Raw genomic sequence first — 16693 nt, forward strand, 5'->3', positions numbered from 1 at the left:
CTGTAAGTCAATCTTGAGTAGCACATATTTATGACGGAGCAATGATAGTAGTCGATAAATAGAGGTCTGAGTATAACGAAGTTTATTATTTTTTGCATAATTGACCGGTATTAACAGCAAAACTACTACGTTTTTAGCATCGTTTTAATACCAATTTATCGGTTAATTTCAAGAATTGAACCACGAAAAAGACGCTAAAAATTAATTCTAGCGCCTTTTTTATTGTTAAATAAGAGTGAATACATTAAATCATTTGATGGAAAAATAAGCTAATGTATTCATAATAACAGGGACTTATTTAACCAGCTTGACTAATGGCGCATAGCCGGATTGTGGCATCGCACTGACAGGGATAAACTGTAACGCCCCGCCATTGATACAGTAGCGCAAACCGCCGCGATCCTTAGGACCATCGGGGAATACATGACCCAAGTGCGAATCGGCAACCCGTGAACGAATCTCAGTGCGCACCATATTAAATGCCATATCTTTATGTTGGGTAATCACTTGCATATCAATCGGTTTGGTAAAGCTTGGCCAACCGCAACCTGAGGCGTATTTATCCGTTGATAAAAATAACGGCTCACCACTTGCAACATCAACATAAATACCGGGCGCAAAGAGCTCATCATATTCGTGACTAAAGGCGCGCTCTGTACCAGCATCTTGAGTAATATTATACTGCTCTTTGGTCAAAGTGTTTTTGAGCGCATTTTTATCAAAACCCGCGTAACGCTTAGCGGATAAAGTTTCAGCAACCGTGGTTACCGGTGCAAGCTTGGTACGCGCTACGCCTTCTGGTTTATCATCAGCCAGACTTAAATCCACATGACAATAACCATTTGGATTTTTAGCTAAATAATCTTGATGATACATTTCAGCGAGGTAGAAATTATCTAATGACTTATTTTCAACCACGACTTTTTGTTGGTATTTGCTTTGAACCTCTTTTACGGCAGCATCAATAACGGCTTTATCTTTGCTATCCGTATAATAAACGCCAGAGCGGTATTGTACGCCGCGATCGTTGCCTTGTTTATTGAGGCTGGTTGGGTCAATCACGCGGAAGTAGTATTTTAAGATGGTATCCAAATCAGTCTTATCGGCATCATAAGTTACTTTGACCGCTTCTGCATGTCCAGAGCCAGCAATAACCTGCTCATAGCTTGGATTTGGCTTATTAGCAGCACCATTAGCATAGCCAGATACTGCATCGATAACGCCATCGACCCGTTCCATATAGGCTTCAACGCCCCAAAAACAGCCACCTGCTAAGTAAATCGTACGAGTATTAATCGGCTTACCTTGGGCGTTGTAATAAACCTCACCTTTTTTGTTAATAGACTCAATTTTGCTATTATCTGCTGCCGATGTTGCGTCAGGCTTGGCACTTCCCGCTTTTAGCTCAGCAAAATCGTTACCGGCATTCTCCGCCAACGCATAGGCTTGCTGTTCGGTCATATTGCCTTTAACCAGATGCACCAGATTGCCTTTTTTATCAAGTATTGCCCAACTTGGATACACTTGCACACCAAGCTTATTGATTAGCTCGCCTGATACGTCAACCAATACCGGTAACCTTGGATAATCAGACTGCACTCCTGCATACCATTTTTCAAACTCGCCTGACGCTTTTTCATTCAGATGCCCTGGACTTGCGACAGTAACGACGTTTAAGCCTGCAAATTTAGGATCAGTGCGCCAGCTTTCAGTTTCCTCCAATGTACCCAAACATAACGGACACCAGCTCGCCCAAAATTTCACTAGCGTCGGCTTATTAGGGTCAATAACAGCTGCCCCATTTTTACCCAGCCCTTTGGTTAACTGCGGTAAGGCTTGCATTTGCTTAAGCATATCGGATGGCAGCATGTCACGTGAGCTTGTGATACCACTATTTTTACTGCCTGATTTGGCGCTACTCTTGGCGTTATTTTCGGCACCGCTCATTTGCCCACAAGCTAGTAATAGCCCGGCACTTAACACACTGGTGACCCCAACTGCGCTGATGTTTTTTAACCAACGCGATGGTTGACGCTGTGATTCTGGCGTTGAGTCGTTGTCATTAGCGTCATTTTGAGAATTTTTATATGACATGATATATCCTTGTTATGAAGCCTTACGACTATTTATGAGGTAGCAGCTATTATTTCTCTGAAATTTTTTATACGCATGAAAAAGGATTAAATATAATGAGATTATTTTAGAAAAATATACCTTATCTCATACAATATAAATAATAAATAGAAGCGAAAATTTAGATGAGTAATTTGGTTATATGTAAATGATACGAGGGTTAAATAATAATTACAATTAGATAATTTTAATAGTATACATTTATAATTTAGTTTAAATTAACAGTAAAATACAAGCAGATACATTTATTTTACAGCCGCGTAAGACTGTAGATAAAAATAGTGGCTTATACATTTTAAATGATAAGCTAATTGAATTTTTGCTTAGGAATCGTCTAACGAAAACAGATTGTTTAGAAAGGAGGGGTAGAAATGGAGAATAGCTTTTAAAATATTTAAGACGTTATAATTACTTAGGCTATTTGATATTTATTACTATATCTTGATATCATTTTATAGACTATTTTTTAAGAAATAATGGTTTGATATTTACTTTCTTGCTTGCATAAATTGCGCAACATAATCATCAACTGGGTTATTTCGTAATTCGCTGGACGTACCCGTCTGTACCAAACGTCCGCCATTTAAAATACTAATACGTTGACCCACTTTGACCGCTTCATCAATATCATGAGTAATAAATACAATTGTTTTATTCAACCGTGCTTGCAATTCTAGCAGCTGGTCTTGTAATTGCGCACGAATTAAAGGATCAAGGGCAGAAAATGCTTCATCCATCAGCAAAATAGGATTATCAGTGGCTAATGCACGTGCCAGCCCGACACGCTGCTGCATACCACCAGATAATTCATCAGGATAGCTATTTTCTAAATTTGGCAGCCCCACCTCATTGAGCCAGTGCCGTGCAATATCATGACACTCTTTTACGCTCATTTTACGCACACGCAGACCGTAGGCAACGTTTTGTAGCACGGTCATATGTGGCGTTAAGCCAAAATGCTGAAATACCATGCTGACGTTTTGTTGTCGATACTGCTGTAGACCTTTATCATCCAAATCTAAAATATTAATAACGGTTGAAGGCGCAGACTGACAAGCGCTGTCTGCTATAGCATCATTTTCTATAATGTCGGTTTGGGCATTAATGGCAGTATCGACCCAAATTTTGCCACTGGTCGGATCAATAAGACGATTAATATGACGTATTAATGTGGATTTTCCTGAACCTGACAGCCCCATAATACAATGTAACTCACCAGCTTTAATAGTCAGATTAATATCATAGAGTCCTACCGAATAGCCTGTTTTTTCTTTTACCTCAATGCTATTCATACCTTCAGCCAGTAGTGTCAGCGCGGACTGTGCTTGCGCATTGGTCGCATTATAAATTTTACTGATATTTTCTAGCCGAATATGATTCATTATTATTCTCGTTTTTTTATTAATTTCTGCGGTCATTGTTTTATTAAGTTATCAAATCAACAAATATGTTCTCTACTCGCTTTAATCGTCTGTTGTCGAGCGCGGCGACCTTGACCAAATGCTTGAGTAATACGGTCGATGATAATCGCTACAATGACAATCGCTGCGCCTGCTTGTAACCCTTGACCAATATTGAGCGTTTGAATAGATTGTAAAACATCTTCACCAAGTCCCGGTGCGCCGATCATAGACGCGAGCACCACCATTGCCAGCGACATCATCACCGCCTGATTGATACCTGCCATAATACTGGGTAATGCTTGCGGCAGTTTAATCCAAATTAATAATTGCCAATGAGTGCTACCAAATGAGCGCCCTGCTTCCACCATTTCATGATTAACTTGGGTAATACCTAAAGTGGTTAGTCGAATCAATGGTGGCAAAGCATAAATGACGGTAGCAAATAAGGCTGGCACTTTACCAATACCGAATAGCATCAGTACCGGTATTAAATACACAAAGCTTGGCATGGTCTGCATCACATCAAGTATGGGCGTAATAATTTTGCGCAGTACTTTACTTGCCGACATGGCAATACCAATAGGAATTCCGATAACTACGGTGATTAATACAGATACGATTAATAACGCCAACGTATCAATCAATGCGCCCCACAACCCAAAAGCACCAATTAAAAACAACCCGACTCCGCACGCCAGCGCAAACCATATCTTGCGTACGCCAAACCATGCCAATATTGTCACCAGCGCAATGATTAACCACGGTGGAATAATCGTTAGTAGGCGCTCAAGAGGCAATAATAAATACGTTAAAGCCAGATGGCTGATACTACGAAAGATATCACCATAATTTTTGACAAGACTTGCGAGAGAATTATTCAGTGGCGTTTCAAGCGACCACGAAGGAAAGCTCGATGATAATCCTAATATAGTATCAGTTCGTGATTTTGATGCTGAGGTATTTAAAGGAGCAATACTATTAGTATTATCTGCGCTATCCGCTTTTAAGTTAATTCCTAAAGCAGTCGCAAGATTATTGGCTGCGGTGTCAGATATCCATGCTTGCCAGACTGTTGGGTTGTCACGTAGAAATTCTAATGCCTGTTCATCGCCACTACGCTTACTTTCACTCATTGCCAAAATAGCACCATTGAGCTCATTAGGTGTAAACTGCACTTTCTTGAAAAACTCAGAGACTTCTGGATTGGTGGTTATAAATGGCGTTGATACGGCTATACCTAATGGCGATACCGGAAAACCAGAAACACAATCAGCCGTACCATCTGCTCGTAACAAGTCTTGCCAGCACGCATCATCATGCGCAGGAAATGCCAACGGTGCAAAGTCATATTTGGCAATCAAACCTGTCGGCTGCCAATAGTAAAACAATAACGGCTTTCGCTGCTCAAATGCCGATGCAATCTCAGCATCTAAAGCCGCGCCTGTACCAGGATGGACATTATTAAAGGTATTACCAAGACCCGTATTCTTCAGCAAGCGCGTGTTAAACACCTCACACGCCCAGCCAGAAGGACAATTCATAAAACGTGATTTTTTTGGATCTTCAGGATCTTTAAATAGATGCGCATATTTTGGCAAATCTTGATAACGACGTAACCCAGGATTGTCTTCTATCACATATTTGGGCACATACCAGCCTTGGGTTGCGCCACCTTTGAGCGTATCACCAATCACCGCCACCTTCTTATCTTTGATGGCTTGCTCCATAATAGGCGAACGCCCTACCCACTGCTCGCCAATGACTTGAATATCGTTTTGTGATAGCGCGGTTTCAAGCGCTGGACCTGCGCCTGGCACTTCTTCAATCTGACAATCATAGCCATTTTCAGCAATATATTTGAGCACGCCAGTGGTAAATTGACCACTCTCCCAAGTCAATGCGCCAAATTTAATCGGCGTATCACACGCTGCCGATGCAGATACCGGCAGTAACCACGAACTTAATAGCAGTAAACTTAACGCAATCCATTGGCGCATGACATATCCTATTTATCGTTATTTTAATAAAAAACAGTAACAATAATGTGAAATAAAACGGCAAATACACAATCATCTTAACTATCGTTTAACCTTACTAAGAAATATAGTAATTTATAGTTCTAATAACAAAAGTTTACTCATAAAAAATAGCGCCTATTATCATAAGCGCTATTTGAATAAGCTGTTTAGATGAAAAGTGATACCTAGCTAATCTGCTATTTTAATAGTTCAATTATTTTAACAACAATGCCATGCCCTTTTTAAATAAGTCACCATAAGGTGGTAGTAGCAAATTCATACCATTCAGCTTAGATTGCACAAACACAGGTTTAAGATGGCTTAAACGCTCAAAGCCAGCTTTACCGTGATACGCACCCATGCCTGAATGCCCAACCCCGCCAAAAGGCAAATCATGCTGCGCCACATGGACGATGACTTCATTGATACAGACGCCACCCGATACCGTCCGTGCCAGCACTTGTTCTATCTGCTGGTCATTATTACCAAACACATATAACGCCAACGGACGCGGACGCTCATTGACAAACTCAATGGCATCATCAACTACCTCATAGTGGATCAGCGGTAAAATCGGGGCAAAAATTTCATTCTGCATGAGTTTGCTATCGGCATCAGGCTCAGTAACAATTACTGGGGTGAGCAATCGCGTCTCAGCATTGGCAGCAATATCAGTCAGCGGATAGATACTGTCTGCTGGCAACTCCTCTAGATAACCTTGCACGCGCTCAAATTGCTGATTATTAATAATATGGCTATAGTCTGGATTATTGGCAATATTAGGATAATGCTGTTGTAGCCACGCTTTCGCTAAGGTAATAAAACGCGGATGGTGCTGACGCGGAATAAGGACGTAATCCGGCGCAATACAAGTTTGTCCAGCATTTAAAGTCTTGCCCATCATAATCCGATTGACCGCACTTTCTAAATGGGCGTCCTCTAAAACAATTACCGGCGACTTGCCACCCAGCTCAAGGGTCACAGGCGTTAAGTTGGGCGCCGCTGCTGCCATTACTTTTTTGCCAACCTCGGTTGAGCCAGTATAAAGCAGGTGATCAAAAGGCAGCTTGCTAAAGGCTTCTGCCATATCAACCTCACCAAGTACCACGCAAACCATATCTGCTGAAAAATAATGAGCGATAGCTTTAGCAAAAGCCTGCGCAAATTGCGGTGCTGCCTCGCTCATCTTAATCATCACCCGATTGCCTGCGGTTAACGCATCAATCATCGGTCCAATCGCTAAATATAATGGATAGTTCCACGGTACCATAATGCCCACCACACCTAAGGGCTGCGGCTGAATTTCATTATGAGCAGGTAAATAAAGCGCGGAGATAGACGCACGGCGGGTTTTCATCCACGCTTTACCATGCTTTTTGGCATGAGTAATACCCGTAAAGCTCGGGAATAATTCGGCAAACTGCGTCTCTGACACACTGCGGTGCCCGAAGTCCGCGCTAATGGCTTTTGCAAACGCGTCTTGATTGTCACTCAGCATCGCCTCTAAATTATCAAGCTGGGTCTCACGAACTCTCCATTCTAAAATAGGCTTGGTACGGCTTAACGTTTGCAAACGTAAAAATTGCGCGTGTAGTTGCGCCTTATCCGTCACTATTGTTATTGCCATATCAGTAACATTCATCGCTGCTGATGCATTATGATTGCTTTGCTGGTTGTCGTGTTGTTGATTATCCATCTGCGGGCTACCTATCATGAGTCATATTATTTTTAGTATCAGGGTTCGTTATCATGCTGTACTAGATTCGATCAGAACTATATCTCTGCTTTATCTGTCAATGTAGCCTATTGATTCATAAATGAAAAGCGCGTTTAATAGACCAATCGGTGTGTAAAACGTTAAGTAAGTGACAAAATAGACAGTACTGTCAAAAATTTTAGCCATTTTTTTGGGCACGTTAACTCCATGACGTTTCTGAATACTGCTATTAAAAACTGCTACACTTATTCATTGTCAGCTTTTTTTCATCATGAAACTTTAAGTTTAATAATTTTAAATCGCCTGCACCATCATCTTTCTATTTCTACATCCTACTTTCTACACAATAAGAAGACACCTTCCTCATGACACTTCATAGTAATGATACGCTGATAAGCGACACCCTTCTAAGCAAATCGCTAATAGCTGCCGATTATAATCCAACTCATGATGCCATGCTACAGCGCACGCTTAAGCGCATTGCCCTTAAAAAAGAGCAAGGATTGCGCACGCCTGACGAGCTATGGATTGTCGATCATAATGACGTCTATACGCTTGGGCAAGCAGGCAAAGAAGAGCATATCTTGCAGCATACCACGACGCCGATTATTAAGACCGATCGCGGTGGGCAAGTCACTTGGCATGGACATGGGCAACTGGTTATTTATTGGCTGTTTGATTTGCATAGCTTGGGCTGGAGTGTGCGGCATCTAGTCTCTCATGCTGAGCAAGCCATTGAAGATGTAGTCAATGACTGCTTAAAAAATCATCCTTTAGCCACTACGACCAATATCAGCGCCCATGCACGCCGTGATGCGCCCGGTGTTTATTTATATGCCAATCACGCTGACACTATTTCCAATAACGACATTGATAAAAACGATACTAATAAAAGCAATAACGAGCTAAATGATAACGCCATCATGATTGGTAAAATTGCCTCACTCGGTTTTAAGATTAAGCACGGTTTTAGCTATCATGGCATCGCGCTTAATGTCGATTGTGATTTAGCCGCCTTTAATGCCATCAACCCGTGTGGCTATGCTGGTATGCAAATGCTACGATTGTCCGACTTTTCAGCAATGGACACCCAGCTTGCTGATGCCTTAAATTATGAGCAAGTGACGCAAAAACTCATTGATAATATCGCCCAACGTCATGCTGGATTAATTGAGCTACGTGCTATTGCACCAAAATCATAGCCGTAGTTTAAGTTGAAATTTGCCTGAAAGCTGACTGACAATTAAATTGTCACCTACAATCGTTTGTCTAATTGTGCATAATATCGTGCGCGCTTAGACTTAAGGATTGCGAGAAAAAAACATTTAAACTTGCTATACTCGCACTCGGCACAAATTAGGCGCCGCAATTATCCTAGCGCGCCAACATATTCCCTTTATCGTTGAAGTATTCATAACAAAATTACATTGGAGCACTTTATGGCAGATTTTAATAAAATTCTAGACGCAGGCGATGTTGATGGCGGCATTATTAACGTGGTTGTTGAAATCCCAGCCGGTAGCAGCCATAAAATCGAATGGAATCGCGAGTTGGCCGTATTTGAGCTTGACCGTATTGACCCACAGATTTTTGCTAAGCCTTGCAACTATGGTTTTATTCCACAAACCCTTGATGAAGATGGCGATGAGCTTGATGCGCTAATCATCACAGAACAGCCTTTGCCAACGGGTATCTTCTTAAAAGCAAAAGTAATCGGCGTCATGAAATTCGTTGATGATGGCGAAATCGATGACAAAATCGTTGTCGTACCTGCTGACGATCGTGATACCGGCAATGCTTACAATAGCCTAGAAGACTTGCCAAAACAGCTTATCAACCAATTACAGTTCCACTTTAGCCACTATAAAGACTTGAAAAAAGCAGGCACGACTGTGGTTGAATCATGGGGCGATGTAAACGAGGCTAAAGAAGTGATTAAAGAATCTATCCAACGCTGGAAAGATAAATAGTTTTTATTATTTTTAATAATACCTAGTTTAATAAAAAATGCCGCATTCATGACGATTGCGGTATTTTTTTGGCTGTCATTTATGACTATCTGCCTACAGAACACGGATACAAAGTTGCTATACTAACTTTATTATAATGGTTATAACGCGCTTATTGCGTTTACTACCACCAAACTAACCCTCAAAAAACAAGCCCTTCTAAAAATAAGAATTATCATTAAGGATAGCCATGTTTAACTCTGATCCCAGCTCAAAGCCTGTCAATATTAAATTGTCAAAAACGGTCATCATGATGATTGAAAAAGGCAATATCGTGATGGCTATCAACACCTTAGTGGCAGAAGAAAGTATTAGTATGGATGCCGCTAAAGAACGTATCGACGTCTATGAAACCGAATTTAAGGCTAAGCAGCAACAAAAACTTAACGCCATTGCCAATAAGCAAGGCATTCCCACAGAAGCGCTAACGTTTGATGGAGAACAGGCTCGCGAAGAGATACCCGTCTTAATCAAAGACCGCGTAAAATCAACCCCAGACCAGCAAAGCTTTAAAAGCTTACAACGTGGACTTGATAGCAAGCTTAACGAATTGGGATACAACAAACCGCTTATTCCTTATTGGGTGAAGCGAATTTTCGTGATTATTATTGTTATGGCAGGACTATTTTGGATATTGCGGCGGGTATTTGGCTAAACTATAGCTAGCTGAAATTCGTTATCATGACCAATATTAAGGATAAATATTTTGATAGAATATTTAGCGCATTATATTGATATTATTGCTAAAACTATTGAATTTCTTGGCGTGCTCATTATGGTGGCAGGGCTACTATTTGCCGTCTACTTAGCCATTAAATCCATTCATAATTTCACTCATCAGACCTATCTTGAGATTAGACAAGCAGTTGGTAAGTCTATTTTGTTAGGACTTGAGGTACTGATTGCCGCTGATATTATGGCAACGGTGGTCACCACTCCCACTCTGCGTAGTGTGATGGTATTGGGCTTTATCGTTCTTATTCGCACCTTTTTAAGTTTGTCATTACAAGTAGAGTTAGAAGGTCGCTTTCCTTGGCAAAATAAAAATAACCTTACTAAGCAAGAAACACCCGCGACCCCTATTAACGATTCTTAAACGGTTTTTATGTTAAGAAAAACCGTTCTTGATTGACTAATTTAATAAACGTCTAATGCAATTCACCAGGAATAATTTTAGCAAAAGCACGCTGCGCTAAGTTTGGTTTAGAATCCGTGGTTTGTGCTGCCGTTGAGCTCGGGAAAATACGATAACCAATAGACTGCACACTGACGTTAAACGCCGGCACTAGGGCGTAACTTGCCGATGCAAATTTGCCCATATTACTGGCAATACTGTTCGGTTGTTTGACGATGGCTTTTGCAACCATCAATGCAGCTTCATCTGGCATGAGCGCTGGCATATAACGATACAATTTGGTTGGTGCAATCATTGGTGTACGCACTAGCGGCATAAAAATATTGGTCACTGTAATGTTATCGCCTTTTACCTCAGCAGCCAAACAACGGCTAAACGCGTCCAATGCTGATTTTGAGGCCACATAAGCGGCAAAACGGGGACTATTTGCTAGCACACCAATAGATGAGATATTAATAATTTGTCCGGATTTTCTAGCAATCATGGTCGGTAAAAAGCCAAGGATAATTTTGACGGCACCAAAATAATTGATATCCATGGTACGCTCAAAATCATGAAAGCGGTTAACAGACTCATGAACTGAGCGGCGAATCGAGCGACCAGCATTATTGACTAATACATCAATATGGTCGAAATCAGCAATGATTTGCGCGGTTACTTTCTCAATATGATCCATATCGGTAAGGTCACAAGGATAGTAGCTTGCTTTACCACCTTTCGCCTCAATGGCTTCTTGAACGCCTTTTAATTTTTCTTCGGTGCGTGCCAATAAGATGACGTGAGCGCCACATTCACTGAGTAAGTATGCTGTCCGCTCGCCGATGCCGCTTGAAGCTCCTGTAATCAGGATATTTTTGCCATTAACCACTTTAGTAATTGCTGCTCTTGAAGGATTAGCCATAAAACGCCCTTATTAGTTATTGTCCGTCCATTAACTTTAGCACAATTGTTCGATATTTCTTCTCGGTTCAATATAACAAAAATGTAGGGTCGGTACGTAGTTAAATGACGGATAATCATAAAAGCCCTGCTATATCAACCGTATCAGGGACAGATTAACTATTTGTAGGTCTATGCATTTGCCTTATTCATGAGCAGTTAAAAAAGTATCAACCACACGGAATTGACCAGCGGTGCTTTCTTCGCCATACATGGCTTGGCGAAAGGCGTTAGAGTTGGGAATGCCTGTGGTGTACCATGCGATATGCTTACGGGCGATACGGCAGCCAGAATATTCGCCATAAAAACCGTATAACTCTTGTAGATGCGCTAAAACGATGTCTTTAATTTCACTGACTGTTGGCGCTGGTAAAGTTTCACCCGTTTGTAAAAAATGTCTGATATCTCGAAATAACCATGGCTGCCCTTGTGCCGCACGCCCGATCATTACTGCATCACAGCCCGTCAACTCATAAATACGTTGGGCTTTTTGGGCGCTATCAATATCACCATTGGCAATCACAGGAATGTTAACGCTTTCCTTAACTTCTCGAATTAAGTCGTATCGAGCATCGCCCGTATACATATCTTCGCGAGTACGCCCATGAATGGCAATGGCAGCAATACCAGCTTGCTCGGCTCGCTTTGCCACACGCAAAATGTTTTCACGACCATTTTCATAACCCAACCGCGTTTTGAGTGTCACTGGCGCATTGACAGCATTAACCGTTGCATCTAACAGCCGCGCGACCAAATCTTCATCTTGTAATAATGCTGAACCTGCCAGCTTACGGCAGACTTTTTTAACTGGACAGCCCATATTAATATCAATAATTTGCGCGCCGTTATCAATCTGATATTGTGCCGCTTGCGCCAGTTTATCTGGTTCAGCGCCAGCGATTTGCGCGGAAATGGGCGCAATTTCATTATCAAAATTGGCGCGATATAAAGACTTTTTGCGGGCATACAAGGCAGTATCAGCGATTATCATCTCACTGACGGCATGACCGGCACCAAAGGATTTGCATAACCTGCGAAAAGGATTGTCTGTCACCCCTGCCATTGGCGCAACGATAAGACGGTTTTCAATCTTTAAACCGCCAATCATTAATGGCTTTAATAATGGATGAGTATTTTCTGACAAGGCTGCTGGTGCAGAAGCTGGAATATAATGAGTGTGCTGAGAAGAATTATTAGGCATAAATAACGGCTTGATTTATCATAAAAACAAGCCGTTATTCTAAGCGTTCAGGCACATATTGCAAGTGATTACGTCATCACTCAGGCAACTAATAAGATTTATTAACATTAAAATTCCTATGTAATATACTTACTTATCAAACACGCTGCCCTGCTCCAAAGTAATATCTTCATCATGCTCCTGCATACGCCATGGCAAGGTATTAGGCGCTTCGTCTACAAAGTAGAGATACTTCTCAAACTGGTCGATAATGTCGTTAATAACTGATTCAGACTGATAACCGTACAAATCATAAGTTTGCCCGCCCCGACGCAAATAAACTTGGGCGCGGTAAGAGTGATCTTGTACAGTATTACTCACCACGCCTTTCTTATAATACTCAGGCGTATCTCGATGCGTTAAGCGTACCTCATACCAAAATTCCACATCATCGCCACGTTGTAGCTCCAATACCGCTCGATTATTATTGTCATCATAGTTCACTTCAGGCAGCCAACCAGTCTCTTTAAATTTTTCGGCAACTTCAGTCATCGATGACATAACCGTGCCTTTAATATAACCTAAAACATCCTCGCGGCTTGGTTGCTCAGTGATGTAATCAATCCGATCACGCCAAGCATCGAGCTTGAGCAGATGCGGCGGCAAATGGTTGTCATTGGCTAAACTCTGAGTACGATGACCCTCAATGCGTAATGCTTTCCACATACCATACATCGCTATTAAAATAATAATGGTAAACGGCAAGGCGCTGACAATAGCGGCGGTTTGCAGCGCTTGTAACCCTCCTGCAATCAAAAGCACAGAGGCAACAACGCCTAGTGTCACGACCCAAAACGTTCGTTGCCACGCGGGCGTATCACTGCGTCCACCTGCTGCCAATGAGTCAATCACCAGCGACCCTGAATCAGATGAAGTAATAAAAAAGGTAATAATAAGCACGACTGCCAGTGAAGACACGACTTGTGTAAACGGTAGATTCTCAAGTAGTTTAAATAACGCAATGGCTTGATTGTTCTGTACTTCGCTAATCAATGACTTATAGCCTTGTACCATAATCATGTTGAGCGCCGTATCACCAAACACGGCAAACCAAAAGAAAGTAAAAATGGTTGGTACCAGCATAACACCTGCAATAAACTCACGAATGGTACGACCACGGCTAATCTTGGCAATGAACATGCCAACGAACGGTGACCATGAAATCGTCCATGCAAAGATAAATAGCGTCCAGCTGGTAATCCAATCCCCTTGCTGATAAGCCTGTAAGCTAAAGGTACGCTCAACAATATTACCTAAATAGCTGCCCGTATTTTCCATAAAGGCATTTAAGATAAATACTGAAGGTCCAACCATAAACACAAACAACATCAACGCTGTAGCCAATATCATATTCAATATAGACAGTCTTTTTACCCCTTTGTCCATACCTGCCAATACTGATATCAATGCCAAACCGGTAATCAAAGCAATCGCAATGACCTGCACGGTATTATTAACGGGAATACTAGGAACCAAATAGTTTAAACCGGTATTGATTTGCGAGACTGAAATACCCAAACTGGTTGCCAGTCCAAATAAAGTACCCAATATGGCGAACACATCAACCGCGTGACCAATGGGACCATATATTTTGTCACCAATAATAGGATAAAGCGTTGAGCGCATCGATAACGGCAAACCTTGACGATACGCAAAATAAGCCAATGTTAAGGCAACAACACCGTTAATCGCCCAAATATGAAATCCCCAATGAAAATAAGCAATCTGCATCGCTTCTTTGGCTGCAGCAATGGTTTGCGGCTCTGACAGTGGTGGCGTTGCAAAATGCAGTACCGGCTCTGCGACGCCATAAAATAGCAAGGCAATGCCATACCCTGCCGAAAACAACATCGCAAACCATTCAATAAAGTTGTATTGTGCATCGGCATGATCAGGCCCAAGCTTGATATTGCCATAAGAAGAAAACGCCAGCACCACGATAAATATCAAAAACAGCGCCGTTGCCAGCATATAAAACCAGCCGAAAGTCTCCGTGGTAAAACTCAGCACCTGCTCAAACAGTCCACTAGCCAGTTGTGGATTGACTGAAGTGCCGATAACCAGCAATATCATGACAATCGCTGTGGGAATAAATACGGGCATTAAAATAGTAGAGCGCGGTAACTTATTATTCATAAAATCAGTCTCTTAAGCATCTAACAAGGATATCCTGAAAGCGATCCCTGATAAGAGACCTCCTCAAAAAGTGGGCGTAATGGTTTAACTACTTTAATAAACATTTTGTTCAAATTTATGCAAATATAAAATGAAATCTCAGCTTAAACCCTTAAAAATGCGTTACTTTTAGCATAAAGTCGCTTTAAACCCCAGAATAACTACGTTTTTGTAACATTACTTTAATTTTCATTACATGATTATGACCAAGCCATAAAACAATCCATAAAAAAGGCAACTAGAAAGTCGCCTTTTTTATCGTTGAAGAAATACCGATTAGTAGTGCTACTGATTAGTAGTGCTTAGGATAAATTGCTTAATACAAATTACGCGTTAATGACTGCTGCCAGCTGCTTTGCTGTAGCCGCAAGCTGGTCATGATCAACTTCAATCGCCGCATGACGTCCAAGCTCTTGAATACTGGAGGGAATCAGATGCAGATGGTAATGGAACACGGTTTGACCTGCCTGCGCGCCATTTAATTGCATTTGTACAATGCCTTCACGTGCAAACACCTGACGCTGTGCTTGCATTATTTTCTGCGCGGTCATCAGCACTGCTGCTGCATATTCTGGCGCTAAATCACCCAAATCCACTGCCTTTTGCGTCGGAATCACCAATACGTGCCCTTCTGCTTGCGGCATGATGTCCATAAAAGCGAGGGTTTTATCATCTTCATAGACTTTATGGCAAGGAATATCACCGTTTAGCATTTTGGCAAAGATATTATTATTATCATAAATCGTTTGCTGAGTATCATTTACTTGGGTCATTATTCTTTCCTTATTTTTTCGTTAAATATTTATTCGTAAGTCTTACTATTTGCTATACCTGCCCCATAGTGAATGAAATATAGCTATAGCACAAGCCACTACTACTTTGTCATTTACGGAAACTTCTGTAAGATTAATCCAGCAAACACGCTAATTTATTGGCGGGTGAGGGCTATAAAATGGTATATTACAACTCTACTTTATTGGCTTATGCTTATGGATTTGACTGCCTTGCCTACTCAATCGTTAGAACGTACTGACCTTTATGGTGACACTTCTCATAACAATGTAGAGGCTAATTCTGCTAACCATGATGACCATCAAGCGCATGCATCGGAATCTAGTGATAGCCAAGCCGCCACGCTGCCGCCCAATAGCATCCTATTGGCACAAGCATTGGTTGACCCTGCTATCAGCTGGCGTATTCACAATTGCAAGCTAAGTGAAAAAACGGTCACCCAATCTTTGCCGATGCTATTTTTATACCATTATGATAGTTTAGATGACAGCGTAAAACAGGCATATCCGCTTACGCCAGCATTGCTTACTCACTTTAATACCCCAATGAGCGCGGTTGAGGCAGCAAAATTAATCGGTATCGAAAGCGAATTGCTAGCAACCCCTTGGCAGGTCAAAGTGATAGGCTCATTAGTAGTATTTAGCGAAGCGCTGCAATTAGCAGTGCGTTTGCATTGGACCAATACTGGTAAAAGTACGCAGCAGATTTATACCAAAAAAGCAGATGAAGCCCTCATTACTGCTTTTAAAGAGTGGCAGTTTTTTGGTCGTATTGATGTGCTCTATAAAAACGATAAGCAAAGGCTGGTTAGTATTGATGAGCACGCTGTGGCTAGTGAGCAGATACTTACGATTGACGCCAGCACGGATTATCAGTACTTGCCTGCAACGCATGCGCTGGAAGTTATTGCTCAATTAGAGACGCATAAGTCTGAGTTGCCTTGGTTTGAGACAGCGATTTTGGCACGGCTCGAATAGCGCTGCTTTTTTTAAGACTGTTTATTTATAATAAACGCTTATAAAAAAGAATCCTGATTACTATTGAACCTTTACTACTAAACCCTATTTTTATTTAGAAAAGCATCGTCGCGTATTTTTTATATGACCGCTACTTTAATCTGTTTACTAATTTA

General features: G+C 41.4%; 13 protein-coding genes. 5 read left to right on the forward strand and 8 right to left on the reverse strand.

Annotated features, from left to right (window positions below; all coding sequences use genetic code 11):
- Positions 1–294: 294 nt before the first annotated feature.
- The 4 genes from msrAB to AAEY78_RS05205 all read right to left on the reverse strand — a co-directional run bounded on the left by msrAB (position 295) and on the right by AAEY78_RS05205 (position 7181).
- A complete protein-coding gene (gene msrAB / locus AAEY78_RS05190; protein ID WP_352337892.1) occupies positions 295–2094 on the reverse strand; it encodes a bifunctional peptide-methionine (S)-S-oxide reductase MsrA/peptide-methionine (R)-S-oxide reductase MsrB in 1800 nt (599 codons plus the stop codon).
- Positions 2095–2621: 527 nt separating this feature from the next.
- The gene (locus AAEY78_RS05195; RefSeq protein WP_352337893.1) at positions 2622–3515 is read right to left on the reverse strand and encodes an ATP-binding cassette domain-containing protein; all 894 of its coding nucleotides are present in this window, start codon (positions 3513–3515) and stop codon (positions 2622–2624) included.
- A gap of 56 nt (positions 3516–3571) precedes the next feature.
- On the reverse strand, positions 3572–5533 hold the full coding sequence (locus AAEY78_RS05200) for a glycine betaine ABC transporter substrate-binding protein (RefSeq protein ID WP_352337895.1): 1962 nt from the start codon (positions 5531–5533) through the stop codon (positions 3572–3574).
- A gap of 235 nt (positions 5534–5768) precedes the next feature.
- A complete protein-coding gene (locus tag AAEY78_RS05205; protein ID WP_352338050.1) occupies positions 5769–7181 on the reverse strand; it encodes a coniferyl aldehyde dehydrogenase in 1413 nt (470 codons plus the stop codon).
- Positions 7182–7636: 455 nt separating this feature from the next.
- On the opposite strand from AAEY78_RS05205, the gene lipB reads away from it, so the two are divergent.
- From lipB to AAEY78_RS05225, 4 genes are all read left to right on the forward strand, one after another.
- Complete coding sequence (gene lipB / locus AAEY78_RS05210; protein ID WP_352337897.1) at positions 7637–8473, forward strand: lipoyl(octanoyl) transferase LipB; 837 nt, start codon at positions 7637–7639, stop codon at positions 8471–8473.
- Between the two features lie 237 nt (positions 8474–8710).
- On the forward strand, positions 8711–9241 hold the full coding sequence (locus AAEY78_RS05215) for an inorganic diphosphatase (protein WP_352337899.1): 531 nt from the start codon (positions 8711–8713) through the stop codon (positions 9239–9241).
- Between the two features lie 229 nt (positions 9242–9470).
- Positions 9471–9935: a hypothetical protein gene (locus tag AAEY78_RS05220; RefSeq protein ID WP_352337900.1), complete on the forward strand. Its 465-nt coding sequence runs from the start codon at positions 9471–9473 to the stop codon at positions 9933–9935.
- A 51-nt stretch (positions 9936–9986) separates the two neighbouring features.
- A complete protein-coding gene (locus AAEY78_RS05225; protein WP_352337902.1) occupies positions 9987–10376 on the forward strand; it encodes a DUF1622 domain-containing protein in 390 nt (129 codons plus the stop codon).
- A gap of 52 nt (positions 10377–10428) precedes the next feature.
- Here AAEY78_RS05225 and AAEY78_RS05230 read toward each other — a convergent pair whose 3' ends face one another.
- From AAEY78_RS05230 to AAEY78_RS05245, 4 genes are all read right to left on the reverse strand, one after another.
- A complete protein-coding gene (locus AAEY78_RS05230) occupies positions 10429–11316 on the reverse strand; it encodes an SDR family NAD(P)-dependent oxidoreductase (protein WP_352337903.1) in 888 nt (295 codons plus the stop codon).
- Between the two features lie 183 nt (positions 11317–11499).
- On the reverse strand, positions 11500–12462 hold the full coding sequence (gene dusB / locus AAEY78_RS05235) for a tRNA dihydrouridine synthase DusB (RefSeq protein ID WP_352338052.1): 963 nt from the start codon (positions 12460–12462) through the stop codon (positions 11500–11502).
- Positions 12463–12684: 222 nt separating this feature from the next.
- The gene (locus AAEY78_RS05240; RefSeq protein WP_352337905.1) at positions 12685–14730 is read right to left on the reverse strand and encodes a BCCT family transporter; all 2046 of its coding nucleotides are present in this window, start codon (positions 14728–14730) and stop codon (positions 12685–12687) included.
- 365 nt (positions 14731–15095) lie between these two features.
- Positions 15096–15542 (reverse strand): HIT family protein, encoded by a 447-nt coding sequence (locus tag AAEY78_RS05245; RefSeq protein ID WP_352337907.1) that lies wholly within the window; start codon positions 15540–15542, stop codon positions 15096–15098.
- 216 nt (positions 15543–15758) lie between these two features.
- On the opposite strand from AAEY78_RS05245, the gene AAEY78_RS05250 reads away from it, so the two are divergent.
- Positions 15759–16538, forward strand: a complete 780-nt coding sequence (locus tag AAEY78_RS05250; protein WP_352337909.1) for a hypothetical protein — start codon at positions 15759–15761, stop codon at positions 16536–16538.
- Positions 16539–16693 lie beyond the last annotated feature (155 nt).

It is taken from the genome of Psychrobacter sp. 16-MNA-CIBAN-0192 (genome assembly GCF_040309565.1).
Taxonomy (GTDB): domain Bacteria; phylum Pseudomonadota; class Gammaproteobacteria; order Pseudomonadales; family Moraxellaceae; genus Psychrobacter.